Annotated in this window: 17 protein-coding genes and 1 pseudogene; 7 read left to right on the top strand and 11 right to left on the bottom strand. The window is 34.0% G+C overall.

The window, feature by feature from the left end:
- The 5 genes from H0V01_02875 to H0V01_02855 all read right to left on the bottom strand — a co-directional run.
- Positions 1-1,723, bottom strand: a 1,723-nt coding sequence (locus H0V01_02875) for an immunoglobulin domain-containing protein (protein MBA2582313.1), incomplete at its 3' end; no start/stop codon positions are given.
- Between the two features lie 78 nt (positions 1,724-1,801).
- Positions 1,802-2,830 carry a zinc-binding dehydrogenase gene (locus H0V01_02870; protein MBA2582312.1) on the bottom strand — a complete coding sequence of 343 codons (1,029 nt, stop codon included), beginning with the start codon at positions 2,828-2,830 and terminating at the stop codon, positions 1,802-1,804.
- Positions 2,808-3,509 (bottom strand): 16S rRNA (cytidine(1402)-2'-O)-methyltransferase, encoded by a 702-nt coding sequence (gene rsmI / locus H0V01_02865; protein MBA2582311.1) that lies wholly within the window; start codon positions 3,507-3,509, stop codon positions 2,808-2,810. Before rsmI ends, H0V01_02870 begins: the two co-directional genes overlap by 23 nt.
- A 2-nt stretch (positions 3,510-3,511) precedes the next feature.
- Positions 3,512-4,795: a M28 family peptidase gene (locus H0V01_02860; protein ID MBA2582310.1), complete on the bottom strand. Its 1,284-nt coding sequence runs from the start codon at positions 4,793-4,795 to the stop codon at positions 3,512-3,514.
- A 90-nt stretch (positions 4,796-4,885) separates the two neighbouring features.
- Entirely contained in the window at positions 4,886-5,776 is an 891-nt protein-coding gene (locus H0V01_02855) for a hypothetical protein (protein ID MBA2582309.1), read from the bottom strand.
- 25 nt (positions 5,777-5,801) lie between these two features.
- Between H0V01_02855 and H0V01_02850 the strand changes: the two genes are divergently transcribed.
- The 4 genes from H0V01_02850 to H0V01_02835 all read left to right on the top strand — a co-directional run bounded on the left by H0V01_02850 (position 5,802) and on the right by H0V01_02835 (position 9,666).
- Positions 5,802-6,386 (top strand): thymidine kinase, encoded by a 585-nt coding sequence (locus H0V01_02850; protein ID MBA2582308.1) that lies wholly within the window; start codon positions 5,802-5,804, stop codon positions 6,384-6,386.
- Between the two features lie 247 nt (positions 6,387-6,633).
- The gene (locus tag H0V01_02845; GenBank protein ID MBA2582307.1) at positions 6,634-7,482 is read left to right on the top strand and encodes a universal stress protein; all 849 of its coding nucleotides are present in this window, start codon (positions 6,634-6,636) and stop codon (positions 7,480-7,482) included.
- A 7-nt stretch (positions 7,483-7,489) separates the two neighbouring features.
- Positions 7,490-8,341 carry a universal stress protein gene (locus tag H0V01_02840; GenBank protein ID MBA2582306.1) on the top strand — a complete coding sequence of 284 codons (852 nt, stop codon included), beginning with the start codon at positions 7,490-7,492 and terminating at the stop codon, positions 8,339-8,341.
- 221 nt (positions 8,342-8,562) lie between these two features.
- Positions 8,563-9,666, top strand: a complete 1,104-nt coding sequence (locus H0V01_02835; protein ID MBA2582305.1) for a site-2 protease family protein — start codon at positions 8,563-8,565, stop codon at positions 9,664-9,666.
- Here the strand turns inward: H0V01_02835 and H0V01_02830 are convergent.
- Positions 9,663-11,045 (bottom strand): rRNA methyltransferase, encoded by a 1,383-nt coding sequence (locus H0V01_02830; GenBank protein MBA2582304.1) that lies wholly within the window; start codon positions 11,043-11,045, stop codon positions 9,663-9,665. The two genes, H0V01_02835 and H0V01_02830, sit on opposite strands and share 4 nt — an antisense overlap.
- A gap of 167 nt (positions 11,046-11,212) precedes the next feature.
- Here H0V01_02830 and H0V01_02825 point away from each other — a divergent pair, with 167 nt between their 5' ends.
- On the top strand, positions 11,213-12,007 hold the full coding sequence (locus H0V01_02825) for a hypothetical protein (protein ID MBA2582303.1): 795 nt from the start codon (positions 11,213-11,215) through the stop codon (positions 12,005-12,007).
- Positions 12,004-12,996 carry a S41 family peptidase gene (locus H0V01_02820; protein MBA2582302.1) on the top strand — a complete coding sequence of 331 codons (993 nt, stop codon included), beginning with the start codon at positions 12,004-12,006 and terminating at the stop codon, positions 12,994-12,996. The genes H0V01_02825 and H0V01_02820 overlap by 4 nt, the downstream gene beginning before the upstream one ends.
- A gap of 6 nt (positions 12,997-13,002) precedes the next feature.
- Here the strand turns inward: H0V01_02820 and H0V01_02815 are convergent, their stop codons facing one another.
- Positions 13,003-13,449, bottom strand: a complete 447-nt coding sequence (locus H0V01_02815; GenBank protein MBA2582301.1) for a hypothetical protein — start codon at positions 13,447-13,449, stop codon at positions 13,003-13,005.
- Between the two features lie 337 nt (positions 13,450-13,786).
- Between H0V01_02815 and H0V01_02810 the strand changes: the two are divergent.
- Positions 13,787-14,529: pseudogene (locus H0V01_02810) on the top strand (L,D-transpeptidase family protein).
- Between the two features lie 597 nt (positions 14,530-15,126).
- Here the strand turns inward: H0V01_02810 and H0V01_02805 are convergent.
- The 4 genes from H0V01_02805 to H0V01_02790 form a co-directional block, all read right to left on the bottom strand.
- Positions 15,127-15,354: a YtxH domain-containing protein gene (locus tag H0V01_02805; GenBank protein ID MBA2582300.1), complete on the bottom strand. Its 228-nt coding sequence runs from the start codon at positions 15,352-15,354 to the stop codon at positions 15,127-15,129.
- A gap of 67 nt (positions 15,355-15,421) precedes the next feature.
- Positions 15,422-16,192 carry an OmpA family protein gene (locus H0V01_02800; protein MBA2582299.1) on the bottom strand — a complete coding sequence of 257 codons (771 nt, stop codon included), beginning with the start codon at positions 16,190-16,192 and terminating at the stop codon, positions 15,422-15,424.
- Between the two features lie 329 nt (positions 16,193-16,521).
- Positions 16,522-16,890, bottom strand: a complete 369-nt coding sequence (locus H0V01_02795) for a hypothetical protein (protein MBA2582298.1) — start codon at positions 16,888-16,890, stop codon at positions 16,522-16,524.
- Positions 16,883-17,296 carry a phage holin family protein gene (locus H0V01_02790; protein ID MBA2582297.1) on the bottom strand — a complete coding sequence of 138 codons (414 nt, stop codon included), beginning with the start codon at positions 17,294-17,296 and terminating at the stop codon, positions 16,883-16,885. The genes H0V01_02795 and H0V01_02790 overlap by 8 nt, the downstream gene beginning before the upstream one ends.

Here is a 17,296-nt window from a genome sequence, read left to right as displayed (position 1 = left end):
CACTGGCAGTTAAAGTTAAAGTTTGACCAACACAAACAGGTCCGGAGTTTGTTGCTGAAGGCGCTACGGGAATAGGATTAACAGTTACTGCAACTGTTCCTGCTGGGCCTGCACAATTATTTACTGTGGCTGTTACTGAATAGGTTCCTGAAGCTGAAATTGTTGCACCTGCTATAGAAGGATTTTGAATTGATGAAACAAATCCATTTGGTCCTGTCCATGAATAAGTGGCATTTGTAATATTAGAAGCAAATAGATTCAAAGTTTGGCCAGCACATATTGCCGAATTGCTTGTTGCAGTTGGTGCAACAGGAGTTGCACTTATCACAGCTGTTGTTGTTCCGGCAGGGCCTGCACAACCACTAATAGTAGCTGTAGCCATATAATTCCCTGCATTTGCAACAGTAATTAAAGTAATAGAAACAGATGTACCTGCAGATGTATAACCTCCAGGTCCTGTCCAGTTATAAACCGCACCTGAAACTCCTGTTGCAGTTAGAGTTAATGTTTGACCCTCACATAAGGGACCGTTATTAGAAACTGTTGGAGCAATTGGAATAGGTGTAATGGAAACAGTTGTAGTTGCTGTGGTGCTTGGACAACCAGAAACAATTACATAGCAAGAATAGGTTCCTGCTTGAGCAGAAGTTGCACTAGGCAAAGAAGGATTTTGTAATGAGGAAGTAAAGCCATTTGGTCCACTCCAAAAATAGCTTGCTCCAGTTATAGTATTTGAGGTTAAATTTAATGAAGATCCTTGGCAAACAGGTGAGTTACTTGCTATTATTGGTGGAGCAGGAGTTGAACTTTGAATTACTTGAACAGTATCAGCTTTGGCAGGACAACCTTGGGTCATATCAGAAACCAAAACACTGTATGTGCCTGGAGGTACTGTTACAGTCTGAGTAGTAGCCCCATTGCTCCACAAATAGGAATAAGGCGGAGCTCCGCCTGTGGCATTGGCCGTCAAGGCTATTGTTGTACCAGAACATATATAAGCATTACTAGGAGAAATTGACATTTCCATCCCGGGAACAATAAATACTCTAACTGTATCTCTTGAAGTACCAGAGGCACAGCCTGTTGCAGTGCCAGAAACTACGTAATCAATAAAAGCTGGAACAATAGCTGGGGCTGCAGGGGGCGTTATATATGTGGTATCACAAGCAGCAGTGCAGGAAAGCCAGGAATTGTATGCTCCTGCAGCTCCTGGAAAAATAGAATTCCACTGTATAGAAGGTTCTGATAATCCTTCAACTGTGATTCTACCAGTACAACCTTGCCTGACACTAAAATCCTGACTTGCAGAAAAAGTACGACTGGATGATAAAGTATAGGTTGCTGAATTACCCCCGGTTTTACAAAAAATCAGCGTAAAAGAACTCATCCCGCTTACACAAAGTGGCGTACCAATTGAAGTTCCAACGGGATCACAATTGATGTGATAATTTCCATTTCCTGGAGGTGCATTGGAGGATGCAAAACCAAATTGATTCGCAGTTGGGTGCAAGGTGATAAAAAACATAATGCATCCCGTTTGGCTCAAACAAGCCCCAGACCTAGTTTTAGTTAAAGTCCAAACTGAATCCGGATTAGCGGAAAGATTTACACTTACGGAATCCACTAAGCATCCTGCGCAACTCTGGGCCTTTAGCTCTGTTGATAAAAAAAACAGGCATAAAAAGGAAGCGCAGATTATTAATTTAAAGTAAAGTTTATTCATACACTAATTTTCTTAAATATTCGCTTATATACGGTTTTTCTGAAACAAGGTTGTTGTATTTTAAAAAATAATAACAGATTATTTATTCCATTCAATGATAATCTTTCCGGTAGATCTTCTGCTTTGAAGGTAATCATGGGCTTTGGCAATTTCACCGCAAGGAAAAGCAGTTGCAGTTTGAGGATTTATTTTTTTTGATTTATATAGATCAAGGAGATTTGCCAAACAACGTTGAATTATTTCTGGTTTACAATCAGCAATCCTAAGCATATTTAATCCAATTACACTTTTTGATGTCATTAAAAGTATAATTGGGAGAATAAATCCATAATCAAATATAAGTTTTAAGGTTGAAAGCATGCCCCAAACTCCACCCAGGCGTTGTGCAGCACCATAGCATACAATTTTTCCTCCATGTGAAAGAAGTTTTAAACTCTTACTAAAAACACTACCTCCAACTGAATCAAAAACTACATCTATCCTTTGCGCTCCTAATACTTTAATTATTACTTCTGCAAAATCTTCTTTGTTGTAATTGATGGGATAATCTACACCCAGGCCTTTTAAATACTCCATTTTTTCATTCGAGCCTGCAGTGCCAAAAACAATACATCCCTTTGCTTTTGCCAGCTGCACCAGGGCAGTCCCTACCCCTCCAGCTGCTGCATGGATTAGAACGCGATCACCTGGAAAAAGATTAACAAGTTCATACGCTCCGTAATAGGCAGTACAATATTGGGTTGCAAGAGCTGCTGCCTTTCCCGAATCCATTTCTTTCGGTATAACTACAGCAACTTTATAATCAGTTACAGCATATTCTGCATAACCACCAAACCTTGTAAATGCAACAACCCTATCGCCTTTTGAAAAGCCAGTCACTAATTTGCCATAGGATTCAACAAATCCTACAACTTCATAACCTAAAACAGAAGGAAGTGCTGGCGCGTCTTTGTATAAACCATTTCGAGCCAAAACATCAGCAAAATTTAAACCTGAAACCTGGGTTTTAATTAAAATTTCGTTTTCATTTGGCTTGGGAATAGGCTTCTCTAGGAATTTAAAAGCCTCATGTGCATTTCCTGTCTTAATCAGGACTATTGATATCATCTTTTTCTTTCTTTTTTCCTGCAACAACAATAACAATTTCTCCTTTCACCGTGCCTGTTTCAAATGACTTAATTACTTGCTCAAGAGATCCTCGAACTGTTTGTTCAAACTTTTTAGTTAATTCCCTGGATACTGAAGCTTGCCTTTCTGGTCCAAATGCTTCTGCGAATTGTTGTAAAGTCTTAATCAATCTATAGGGAGATTCATAAAAGATCATAGTTCTTTCTTCCTCCTTTAAATTTTGAATTTTTGTTTGTTTGCCTTTTTTATGGGGAAGAAAACCTTCAAAGCAAAACCTATCAGAAGCCAAACCTGAATTGATTAAGGCAGGTATAAATGCAACTGGCCCAGGCAAACACTCTACCTCAATATTATTTTTCAAGCATTCTCTCACTAAAAGAAAACCCGGATCAGAGATTCCTGGAGTGCCTGCATCAGACACCAAAGCTACTGATTGTCCATTGGAAATTCGTTCAGCAATTAAGGCAACAGTTTTATGCTCATTATGCTGATGATGGGAAAATATTTTCTTTTCAATGTTAAAATGTTTCAGCAAAAAGCCCGATGTACGTGTATCTTCAGCCAAAACCACATCAACCTCTTTCAATATCCTTATCGCTCTAAGTGTAATATCTTCAAGATTGCCAATTGGTGTTGGAACAAGGTAAAGTTTTGCCATAATTATTTGTGCTCAGGACTGGATGTTAAAGAGCCTGTAAAATCAGTTAACAAGCGGAAAATTTCATCATAAGCCGGAAATTTAACATTTTCCGCCTTGTCATTTATATCATGATATGCTTTATTTTCGCCTAAAGTATAAATAAAAAAACACCTCACGCCTTTTTCCGAAAAATAATAATGGTCACTGTTTGCAGCTTTTCCTCTTTCATTAATTTTAGTCAGATAATTATTTCTGTCATTAATTTTGTTTAAAAGCAAAAACTCTTCTTTGTATTCACTTCCATTTACTACTGTAATTCCTTGTTCACCATTACCCAAAAGATCCAGGTTAATTAAAAATCTAATATTACTTAATGGAAATAATGGGTTTTGTGTGTAATACCTGGATCCGATTAACCCAGCTTCCTCGGCTGAAAATGCAATAAAAACAATAGAATAAGCAGATGGATTCCGGGAATAATGTGAAGCAAGGTCTGTAATAACAGCAATTCCGCTTGCATTATCATTTGCTCCCGGGAAATACGTGTTTTTTCCCATATGCCCTAAATGATCATAATGAGCAGTAAACACAATGAATGAATCTGGTTTAGAATTTCCTTTAATGTAACCTATTACATTTTGAGAGCTATAATCAGTATAATATTTGTTTTCGACATGAACATCTATTTTCTTTGTTTTTGATGGAAACTCAGTTCTTAAAACCTCAAAAGCAACGTACTCCGCTTCCGTTTGAGAAACACTCCAGGTAAGTTTGTTATCAGTTAGTTTAATAATTCCTTTTGCCTTAAAAGGATTAGTTAAAGCAGATTTAAAAACTTCCTTTTCTATTTCTGAAGCAGCATTTGAATCATCGAGAATTATATACTTATCAGATAAATTTGACTTTTTAAATCTTTCCAATTTTCTTTTGTTATTCCATATTTTAGTATCGAAATAAATTGTTTTGTATGTTCCGGTATCAGTTCCAGAAAAAGGAAGGACAAGAAAATCTTTACCAGGAATTAACATTTTATCATTAGCCGAAAAACTCAGCTTTGTGGGAAATGTGTTTACTTCAAGTGAAAAGGATTGAAAATAGTCCTCATTAAAGGATAACAAATCAAGTTTAACGAACTCGTTTTTTATAAAATCGGCTGCAATTTTATCGCCATTAGAAACATATCCTCTCCCAAACATGTCCGGAGCTGCTAAAATATTTACCAACTTCTTAGCGTAGCCCAGATCCTGTGCATTTATTGCAAAACTACAACTTGAAAAAACAAGAAAGGTGATAACGATTTTCATTAACGATCAGTCAAACATGAAAGCAAAACAAACATTGTTTTAAGTATTATTTTGGGAGTTTTTATAAAAAAACCAGCGTTAACATTTCAATTAATTAAACCTTCTTTGAACAAGTTCCACAAAACTTTTAACAGCAGGCGAATCGGCTTTCCAATTGAATTTAATTGCCAATTCCTCCTTTAAAAAGTTTTCTGCAAGAACCAGGCTTTGAAGGCTATTCAATTTACTTACAGCCTGCTGAAAAGCATGCGAATCATTTCCAAATAATTCCTTAATAAATAAAAACCTTTCATTTACTCCTATTGCCTTGGGCAAATCTTTAATTGCATTACCTTGTAATTTACTGGAAAGACTAGCATATAATTTGTTTTGCCCGGCTATTTTTTCATTTAAAGAATCATGTGCTTTGTTATTTTCTTTAAGCCTTGTATTAATATCATTTAAGGTGTTTTCTGCTGATTTCACATGCGTCTTAGTTTCAGCAACATTTGCCCTATCTAAGCTATCAATTTCCTCAATATTATTTTCTGCTGTTAATTGACTTGGCCTTATTTGAGTACTATTCAAGTCTTCTTTAACACAATTTTCCTCTTCAGCGTTTCTTTCCACCTCTATTATATGAGGGGCTTCAACCAGGGCTACTGTTTCTGCTGTTTTCTCACTATTGTTCATGCTTATTTCTTTTTCCTTAAAATCCTGCTTATCAAGTTTATATAGATAATTGAACACAACGGATTTCTCATATAATTTGCCTATTTTAAATAGAATGGTTTCCAATTCGAGTTGTGGTATTCTCTCAAAATCTGTAATTCTGTCAGAATGTTCCTTAATATTATCAATGAGCTGACTAATTTCTTTTCTTAAATTTTGCACTTCCATGTTTTTGGCCTTTATAGTATTATGAACGGCTTTTTCATTATTTTTGCGTTCGCCTGAAAAAATTAAAGATAGTATAGAAAATCGAAATACACCAAGGCACATTTATTTTTTTTAAAAAAACTTTATTATGATTTTGGAAATTCCCGAAAAAGAGCATTCAAGAAAAGGGAGTATTGAAGTAATTTGTGGCTCTATGTTTTCTGGAAAAACCGAAGAATTAATCAGAAGACTAAAGCGGGCGAGGTTTGCCAAACAAAAAGTGGAAATTTTCAAACCTACCATTGATACACGATACGATGAAACCCAGGTGGTTTCTCATGATTCGAATTTTATACATTCCACCCCGGTCCCTTCATCATCCAATATTCTCTTATTGGCCTCTGATGTTGAAGTAGTGGGCATTGATGAGGCTCAGTTCTTTGATCATGGGCTGGTAGATGTTTGCAATCATTTGGCAAATCAAGGAATACGGGTAATTGTGGCAGGATTGGATATGGATTATACTGGCAAGCCTTTTGGGCCAATCCCTGCATTGCTTGCTATTGCAGAACATGTTACAAAGGTACATGCAATTTGCATGAATTGTGGCAACCTGGCAAATCATTCCTTTCGGATTAATTCAGATGAAAAACTAGTTTTATTGGGAGAAACCAACAATTATGAAGCGCTCTGCAGATTTTGTTTTCGAAACTCAAAAAACACTAAAGCATAAATTAAGAGTTGGATAAATATTTAAGGGGGGGGAACTCTTTTATTTTATTTCCACTAATCCTGATTTAATCCTAAAAATCAATCCAAATTTAATTCTTTTGTGGTACTGCAAATCCTCCAATAATAGAAGTTAGGGCCTTTTTCTTATATTCAATTCATTTTTTTAGGAAGAAAGCCATCTTTAAAAAAGAGGATTTCTCTGTATTTTTTACTACATTTAATCCAAACATGTAAAAAATCTTTCCTTTATGAAACCAATTCTTTTACCAACAGATTTTTCTGAAAACGCGGCTAATGCCATAAGGTATGGTCTGAATATTGCCAAAATTACCAAAGCCAGTGTAATTTTCTTTCATGTGAATCATGTGCCGGTAATTGCGCCAAATACGCCAGTTGGAGTATATGATACTTTAATACGTACAGAGGAGGAGCAACAATTGGAATCTCTTTATAGAATTAGGGATACTATGTTTGCTGAATTAGGAATAAATGCAGAAGAAATTTCTGCCCAATGCATAGTAAAATTAGGTTTTGCTGTTGACGAGATAAATGCAGTTGCTAAAGAACACAATGCAGGATTAATAGTAATGGGAACCCAGGGTGCATCAGGATTGCAAAAGGTTTTCATAGGAACCAACGCAGCAAGCGTAATTAAAAACAGTGAATGTGCGGTGCTTTCAATCCCCTCAACAGTACACTATAAAAAAATCGAAAAAATAGTGCTTGCTACTGATTATCACCTTTCAAAAGATGCAAAATCGCATGCCCCTTTGCTTGAAATCGCTTTGTTATTTAATGCTGAAGTTCTTATTTTAAATATAAAACGACAAATGGAGGAAGTGCCAACTTTTGATCAAGCTTTAGAGGGATTAAAAATTGAAAATGTCTTCAAGAGTGTGAATCATAGTTTTCATTTTTCTGAAAGCGATGATGTAATTGAAGGAATTGAGAATTTTGTAAAACATTCCAATGCAGATGTTCTTGCTATGTTGCCGCATAAAAAATCCATTTTTGAACTTTTATTCAAAAAAAGCCATACAGAGGAAATAGCTTACCATGCTAATATTGCATTGCTTACACTGCCTGAATCAAACTAAAATATAAATGTTTAAAATACTTATCCCAACGGACTTTTCACCTGCTGCAAACATTGCATTACAATACGCAATGTCTATTTCCGGTCATTTCGAATCGTTAAACATCATACTATTTCATTGTATTGACACGAGCGATTTAAGCAGTGGTTTTTTACATAAAATCCAAGATGTATTGTTATGGGAAGCAGAGGCCGAAATTAAAAAGATTGCCAATGATATAATTGGTGAAGTTCAAGCCGGAACAAGCATTGAATATGATGTGGTATTTGGAAATATTGTAGAACAAATAACCAATAAAGCTTCTGAAAATAAAATTGATCTTATTGTAATGGGCACTAAAGGAGCGGGAGGAATTCAGCAAGCACTTTTTGGCACCATAACTTCAACCATTTTGAAAAAGATCAATGATTACCCATTAATTGTAGTTCCTGAACGTGCTCCAATTCGACCCATCACCAACATTGTATATGCAACTGATCTTGCTGATTTGCCTGGTGAGGCCGCTTTGACAATTGCTTTCGGAAAATTGTTCAATGCGCATATTGACATATTGCATGTAACTGATAATCCTGAAAAACAAATAAAATATGATACCATTAAGGAGACAGAAAACCTTGTAAAAAAGTTCACGTATCCCAAATTATGCTTCCACATTGCCTTCAACCTTGAGGTTATTGATGAGATAGAGAATTTTTTAATTAGCCATAAAACAGAAATGATTGCAATGTTCTCCAGGAGAAAAACTAAGTTTGAGAAACTATTTGACAAGAGTTTTACAAAAGAAATGGCATTTCACACCCATACTCCCCTGCTTGTTATTCCTTATGACTTAGTTTTAAAAGAAAGCCAGGTTCTTTAAAAACCATTCTCCTTATTTTGGCCGCTTAATCCATTTAATAGAGGCATCAAAATTCATTAAAAGCATAGGATCATTTTGCGAAAATGCAAAAACAAATGTTTAACAGAATTTACCCAGCAAATTTTCATTTTCATCTTATAAAAAAATTGGCAGGTTACTTGTAAAATTATTTGAAAGGCTGGATTTACTTGTCTTGAAAAATAAATTAAAAAGCACTCCTTATGAAATGGTCATTAAATCTGGGAAAAATAGCAGGAATCAAACTTTTTGTACACTGGACATTTATACTACTTTTAGGATTTATTATTTACAGAAGTATGTCCATAGGCTTGGACTTAACTGAAACACTGTGGTTTTTACTCTTTGTGCTTGTCGTTTTCATTTGTGTAGTCCTTCATGAACTAGGACATGCGCTTACAGCAAGGAGATACAACATTATTACCAAGGATATTATTCTTTTACCCATTGGTGGACTTGCCCGGCTTGAGAGAATGCCTGATAAGCCTGGCCAAGAACTTAAAATTACAATTGCAGGGCCACTAGTTAATGTGGCAATAGCAATTCTACTTTATGGAATAATTTCCGTTTCTGGGATAGGTTGGATAAACCAACCCGAGGATTTGGCAGCCATTGGCAGTCATAATTTTCTTTATATGTTGTTGTTTGTAAATGTTATTCTTGCCGTTTTCAATATGATTCCTGCTTTCCCAATGGATGGAGGACGGGTTTTAAGGGCACTATTATCCTATAAATATCCCCGTCATATTGCAACCCAATTTGCTGCAACGCTAGGGAAAATACTGTCAATAGGATTTGTTATTTTAGGTTTGTTCTATAATCCTTTCTTAATAATCATTGGAATTTTCATCTTCCTTGGAGCACAAGCTGAAGCAGATTTTACACTTGCCAGGTCCTTTCTCTCTGGTTATAAGGTAAAGGATCTCATCATGCATCATTACAATAAACTTAGCCCAACTGCACCCCTTTCTAAAGCCGTTGAATTACTTTTAGATGGCCAGGGAAAAGATTTCTTAATTACCGAAAATGAAAAAGTGGTTGGAACTTTAAGCAGAAATGAAATAATTCAAGCCCTTGCAGAAAAAGAACTCGATATTTCTGTAGGATTAATCATGAATCCAAACATTAAATTTCTAAAATCCGAAACCTCCCTTGATCAAATGTACCAGGAAGTACAGCAGAATAACACAAGCTTAATGCCGGTTATGGAGGATGGAATTTTACTTGGCGTTGTGGATACTGATAATATCTTGGAATTTATTATGATAAAGGAAGCCGAAGAAAGAAAAAAAGTATTGAGAAATTAAACCTGCATCCTTATTCTTAACTCTTTTGGGAAATAATTGTTTATCCTGTTCTTGAGTACTTTTACCCATCCCAAGCTCAAGCCCTTATATTTAACAATTACCCATCCCTGCATAGTTGAAGTTTCAAGAACTATATCCACTTTTCTTAAATAATCGATTGCTTGTTTCAAATCAAGTTCAATAAAGGGAACATCACTTGCGATTTCAACACTTAAAGCTAAATCATGAGATGGTATTAGCTCATCCCTTATTACTTTGCCCATATTCAATCCTGCAGATTTCAAATACAAACTTCCCTTTAATTGCAAAAAATTTTCAAAGTACGTTTTCTTTATTGCAAAGAGTTGTTCATTGATTATCAGGAATTCAAAATTATCTGGGTAAGTTAGCCACTTTGCTATCACATTTTTATCTTTTACCGAAGCGAATGGAATTTGCGATTTTTTTATTTTCTTTCCATAAACCTCATCATTTATTCCTGCTTTTTTAAGACAGGAAATAAAAAATCCTTCCCCATTTAATTTATGTGGATAAAACCGGTAAGAATAAATTAATTCATTATCCACATCTGTTTTAGTTTCCACAACTCCCCATTGTTTTTGAAGGGGTATCCGAACAGAAGAAAGATCATTGGAGCCTACAATGTTCTTGATGTTGTTTTCATTTTCCTGCTCATTCCAGGTACAAGTACTGTAAATTAAATATCCGTCTGGTTTTAATGCAGGTAAAATATCATTGATTATCCTATTTTGCCTGGAAACACATAAATCAACATTAGAGGGATTCCAATGTTTGGATGCCTGTTTATCCTTTCTGAACATTCCTTCACCTGAACAAGGGGCATCAACCAAAATAACATCAAAAAAGCCTGTTAATTCAGTGAAATCTGAAGGGTCATTATTGGTAATAACGAAATTACTACATCCCCACTTTACAATATTTTCTTCAAGCACACTAACCCTTGATTTGATTACTTCATTAGCAACCAACAAACTTTCTTTTGACAACAATGAAAGAAGATGAGTGCTTTTGCCTCCTGGGGCTGCACTTAAATCAAGAACTGTTATATTTCTTTGCTTTAATTCAAGATGCGTTATTACCTGTTCCAAAAACATAGAGGATGCCTCCTGAACATAATAGCCCCCAGCCTGAAAAACAGGATCAATTGTAAAAACGGGCCTTGTTGCCAGATAATATCCATCTTTACACCAAGGTATCCTTTCTGAATTCACAAATAATTCATTGTTTTTATAGGGGTTTACCCTCACCGAAACAGGTGCAGGTTGGTCTAATGCCTTTAAAAATTCAGGATATTCATCTCCCAACAACAACTCCATTCGCAGTAAAAATTCAACTGGATACGTTTGTTCCTTTTCCATTTTACGAAATTAGGAATTTAATGATAATGAATTGGGGACTTTCCTAATAATACAAATTAAAAGTAAAATTAAAGAAGCATTTTAAAGGTTTAAAATACTTGAAAAATCATTTAGCAAATAAACTATTTTAAAAGTTTATCTTTATAGAAGATAAAATTATACAAGAATTGAAAAAGATCCTTTTCAAATACCCTTTGCTTATCCTGCTTGTTTTGCCCTGCTTTTTAAAAGCCCAAGAAACAAAAAGCATTTTTAATGCCGGGTTAGGCATTGGATACCTGGGCGTTCGTGACAAGGGGATGTCTCCATTTCTTTATTCAGGAAAGGGATACTTTTCTTCTTTTACTTATCAAACTTTCACCGAAGAAAAAATTAATTCGATTGATTTGAATCTTGGTTATGGAAAAATAAAACATAAGAAAACCGAAGCGGGTATTTTGCATAATGGTATTGTTGAAATTAGCTACAAGCATTTAAGGGGCATTATTAAAAAGGAAAAGTACACAGTATTTCTGGGTGGAGGTCTCGGTTTTTTTTCTGCCTACAGATATCAACCTTTTTTTTTAAATAGTGCGCATAATTATGATATTATTCATTGGGCAGGAGTGGTAGCCCTAATGAATTATGAAATTCCGGCACATGAAAAGACATTTGTTTTATCCGGCTCCCTTGTTATTCCTGCTTTTTCCGGTGTAATCCGACCCGCTTACGCTTCACCCCTTCCTGATGGATTGCAAACCTTTCCCGCTGAAGTTTCAGATGCTTATTTAAAAAGTATTAAGTTCATGTCCTTTAACAGGTTTATTCGTATTAATAGCCGCTTTTCGGTTGATTATCCCGTTTTTAAACAACATTTACTGGGATTGGCTTATGAATGGGACTTTTATTCCCTAAAAACAGAAAATCCGGTTTTATTTGCAGGGCATAAAATCATGTTATCTATGCTAATTAAATTGAGATGAAAAAACGAGTGCTTATTCTGCTGTTTTTTTGTACAACAACAGGTTGCGAAAAAATACTGATTCCGCCTGATCCTGTTGATTCACAAGAGAATAATTTTGAATTTTTCTGGAATTCTTTTGATGAGAAATATGCCAATTTTTCATACAAAAACATTGATTGGGATTCTATTTATACAATTTATCGCCCAAGGGTTAATAATTCCATTCATGACACAATTCTCTTTAACCTATTTACAGAGATAATGGTTAAATTAGAGGATGGCCATATAACCATTTCATCTCCTTTTAGGAGTGTTTATTGGGGATGGTTTTTAAAAGCACCCAAAAATTTCAATAGGGAAGTTTTACTGGATAATTACCTTAAAAATTATTTAACAACAGGTCCGTTAATCTACACTATAATTGATTCAACAGGGTATATTTATTATGGGAATTTATCGGAATCTGTGCAACCAGAGCATCTTGATATAGTAATGAAATATTTAAATAACACAAAAGGCCTTATTGTGGATATAAGGAACAATCCAGGAGGGGAGGTGTTAAGTGCAGAAAGAGTAGCTGCGCGATTTAACCCTCAAAACAAACTTATAGGTTATTGGCTGTTTAAAAAAGGTCCGGGACATGATGATTTCACTTCACCAATTCCTTACTTTCTCACCTCTTCTGGAGAAAATGCCTATACCAAACCTGTTGTTTTATTAGTGAATAGGATGTGTTTTAGTGCTGCCAATGATCTTACTTTAATGTTTAAAGCCCTGCCTCAAGTCACTATTATGGGCGACACTACTGGAGGTGGAGGAGGAATACCAATGCATACTGAAATGCCTAATGGTTGGATTATTGGTTTTCCAACTACCCGCACACTTTCTCTTGAAAAAGAAAATGTGGAAAATGGAATTGCACCCCATGTTTTAGTTTACATTAATGAACAAGAGGAAAAAAACGGAAAAGATCCTATTTTGGAAACTGCCCTTTTAAAATTAAAATAAACTTTTTTAATCAGGAAAGCTTTTTTCTTCACTATTTTCCTGGTTCGTGTTGTTTCTTAATTGTTTCAAATCTGATTCAATATCATCCATCAGAATGTTTATTTTGTCTGCCAACTCTTTTGATTCCTGCTCAATGCCCGCTTCTACTGCTCGATTATATTGAGTTACTACTCTTCTTAGTTCTCTTTGATTTTCATCAAGCTCCCTTATTGCCTGTTTGTATTGTTCATCTTTAAATGCATCTGATATTTGTTTTTCAATTCGTGCTATTTCGCTATCCACCTGGTCCATTTTTCTTTGAACAGAATCAACAAATACCTCAAATTTTGTTTCAGGTACTTGTTTGTTGTCGTCAGTTTCTTGCTTGGTTTTATTATCCTGTGCGGTAAGTGTTGAAATAAGAAAAACAAATAACAGGGTTAATATTGGGGATAAGAATTTTAATTTTTTCATATGTATCTATTTGTTTTTCAACTGTCATATGGTAAAGCCATGTTATATTCATTAGCGTTGTGAACGGTTCGTGCATGGCTATTTCATAACTCCATTTTTTTATTTAAACTGTTTTAATTAAAAAAACAGAAAAACCATGCCACTTAAAATAAATAAAAAGTAAGGGATGGAATAAATTATTAAAAACATTTTTAAATTTGAAATTAAACCGATTTTTGAAAATAAAAAAGACTCTTTTATATTTATGTAATAGCCTGCACGAAGCGTTCACAAACGCTAATGAATAACATGGCTCCCGATAAATCGGTATGACAGTTAAAAAACAAATTAGATACATATGAAAAGCACATTCATACTTCTATTAACTATACTTTTTACAGCTTTTCCTTTTTACACAGATTTTTTAAGTGAGCAAAAAAAGTTTGTTCGGGTAAAAACAGCATTTACTGAAAAGCAAAATGTTATAACAGAAAAATTAAATGGAAGTGGCATAAATCCTGGGGAGTTAAACATATTAGCAACAGCCTTTAAAGAAGAACAAACCCTTGAAATTTACGCCAAAAAAAGAATGAATCATCCTATAAAAAAATTTCAGCCTATGGTATTTGTGCAAGTTCTGGAGTATTGGGTCCAAAAAGAAAACAAGGCGATTTTCAGGTGCCCGAAGGATTTTATCATATAGACAGATACAATCCTGTTAGTAATTTTTATTTGTCACTTGGAATAAATTATCCAAATCAAGCCGACAAGAAAAAAAGCAATTCAACTAATCTTGGGGGAGATATTTTTATTCATGGTTCATGTGTAACAATAGGTTGTCTTCCAATGACAGATGATAAAATCAAGGAAATCTATTTGTTTGCTATTCAAGCAAGAAACAATGGCCAATTACGAATTCCTGTTTACATTTTTCCATTTAAAATGACGGATCAGAATTTTAATACAAACAAAACAAAGTATAAGAACAATCCTGAATTGCTCTACTTTTGGGCCAATTTAAAGATTGGATTTGACAGGTTTGAACAAGACAAAAAAGAACTGAAATTTTCATATGACAACAATGGAAATTATTCCTTTTGAACAGAAAAAGTTTTCACTTGTTCTTAAATCTTTAACATTTTTATTGCTAATTCATTTGTCGAAAAACTGAAACAGATTTAAAAACAATTTTTTTTTAAAATCTGTTAAAAAAGCAAATCGTGTTTTTAATACATAAAATATTTGGCCTTATTTAAAAACAAGTGATTTCTCCTTCACCCTTTTCTACAAGGATATTTTCTTATAAAAACACCTTGAAAAAATCTTTTTCTTTAAATAGGAGAAAAGAAATTTAACTGAAAAAAAAAAGGCGCATAGAAAATACGCATAAAAATATTTGGCCTTATTTAAAAAAAGCAATTTCCGCATCACTCACTTTCTAAATATTTTTTAATGCACCTCCAGAAAACTTTTTCTTTAAGTTAGAGAAAAGAAATTCAAGTGAAAAACAATAGGCGCATAGAAAATATTTATTTTTTAAATAAATAGAAAAGAAATTCAGCTGCTAAATACAAAAGGTTTATTGAATTTTCCAAGTCTTTACAGTCCTGTCCAATTACCTGTTTGAAGTGTTGTTAGCGTATTGGGTTAAATTGTTTCCAACTTTAATCCTGAAATGGCTAATATAAATATTCTTTTTTATTCATTTTTCTCATGGCCATTATGTCCATTTCCCAAATGAGAAAAATGTGTGATTTTTTGGCCTAATTCTTTTACTGCATCCACTCCATCCACAGCCAGTTTTTTGGATGATTCAGAAATCCTTTTACGTGTTTCGGATCCTTTCCCTGGTGCATATAATATGCCATATATAACACCGGTTGCAAGTCCAGAAAGTAAAGCAACAAATATTCTTCCTATTTTCATTTTCTTTAATTATTAATTAATATTCTTTTCTCTTATTGCACTAATTAATATAAAAATCATACCCATTTTACAATTCTTCAGATCCCAGTATTGTTTCATTTTTAGTGTATTTCACTGGCAATACCTGTTCAAAAATCAGTTTTATTTCTATTCTTCTATTCGCCTGATGCTCTAATTCAGAACAACTATTTGGTTGGCTGCAATCATTTATAAGTTTGGTTTTGCCATAACCAATGGCACTTATTTTCTCTTTGTTAACACCCTTGCACACTAAATAATCCAATGCTGCCTTCGCTCTTTTTTGAGACAAGCAAAAGTTGTATTCATCACTTGCCCTTGAATCTGTATGGGCTCCCATTTCTACCCTGATTTCTTGGTTATCAATCATGATTAAAGCAATTTTATCCAATTCGATTGCCGCTTCAATCCTAATTTCGCATTTATCTAAATCATAATAAATATTGTTTGCCATGAATTCCTTGTTTTGAAAGGAAATGAATGGAGGATTTGATTGAGCTGTGATATCAAAAGTGTCCTGGCAAAAATTAAAAAGTCGGTGTTTTAATTTTGACATATTAACTTTTTCACTGCCCAACAAAGCAATGCCTTTGACATCCCTGTTGGATTTAATATTGTATAATACATTTGGGGTTGAAGAATGAAAAAACAGTTTACTCTCATCCAATGGAGGAGCTTCTTTTTGTAAAAAAGAAACTGTAGTTGATTTATTGCCACCTGTTTTCAGAATCAAGGTTTGTCTGTTTACATTGATCTCACCAGCTTTTAGTGGAAAAAAAAACAACTGAAATAAAAATATGAATATGAGGTGCGTTTTCAAAGCAAAGAGTTTTAAATTACAATCTTGAATAAAGAATATAAAAACATTATGCCGTAGAAAGAAAGCTCCAATAAAGGACATAGTCCTGATTAGCCTTTGTTATTAATCTGTTGTTTTGTTTATATCCTTTTTTACTTTAGGAATTTGTTTACTCACAATAAGTAAATAAAGTATCAGAAGGAAGATAAAAAAGATAATCCATTTCGACCATTTTTTATCCCTTTAAGTTTTTTAATAAAAAAACCAATGCGTTTTTTATTAAAAAAGAACTTGATTTAGAAAAAGTCATGCCGGGGAGCAAAAGTATGGTGGTGCTAATTTTAAATTGCTTATTGCAAAATGTTTTCTTTAGAGAATATTGCTTTTAATTTTGAAAAAGCAATATGAGATAGTTCTGAGGAAATTTTGGAAGTAACTTTTGGAAGGATGTAACCTAGGGCATCCTTAATTATTCCTGATGTCTTATTTAATAATGCATTTCGTGCTGTAACAGATAAAGTAAAAAAAGCAGTTGAGGATAATAATGTGGTGGTAATCGCTTTGTTTGTAAAAGCGTTTTGAACCAGGTTTAAGGGGCCTAAGCTATGTTTTAATTCCTGAAAATCGTTTTTTATAAGTTCGGTCTGTTTCTTTCCTAAGGTTTTTCTCCTTAAGATCTCTAATCTCAAATGCTGAATAGTTACAATTTTACTAATCATGTTTTTTGTTATTATCTTGCATAACAGACCTAATAAACACATTAGAAATGGGTTCAATCATCCATTTATCTCTTCGCCAAAGCAACAATAAAGCCGCCAGCAAATAAATTACAGAAACAATTAAAAAGCCTATGTAATTAATTCCTATCAATAAAGAAAGCACAAAGGCAATTGTGATACTAATAAAAATAATAAAAAACAGAAACAATAGGCCAAGAACAAAAGTGGAAACAACATTTGAAATTACAAGTGCCCCTTTCTCGATTGCCATTAGTCTGGCAATTTCAATTCGATTGTTTATGTATGCTCTAATATGGTCAACCAGAGTATCCAATTTAGGTTTTATGTCTTCCATAGCTTCTATAAAAAATTCCCCTGCCAGACTCAATTGCAGGGGAAATAACAT

This window comes from Bacteroidota bacterium (genome assembly GCA_013696965.1).
Lineage (GTDB): Bacteria > Bacteroidota > Bacteroidia > JACCXN01 > JACCXN01 > JACCXN01.
Note: the sequence above shows the minus strand (reverse complement) of the source record. Positions and strands in the feature narration are given on the sequence as shown.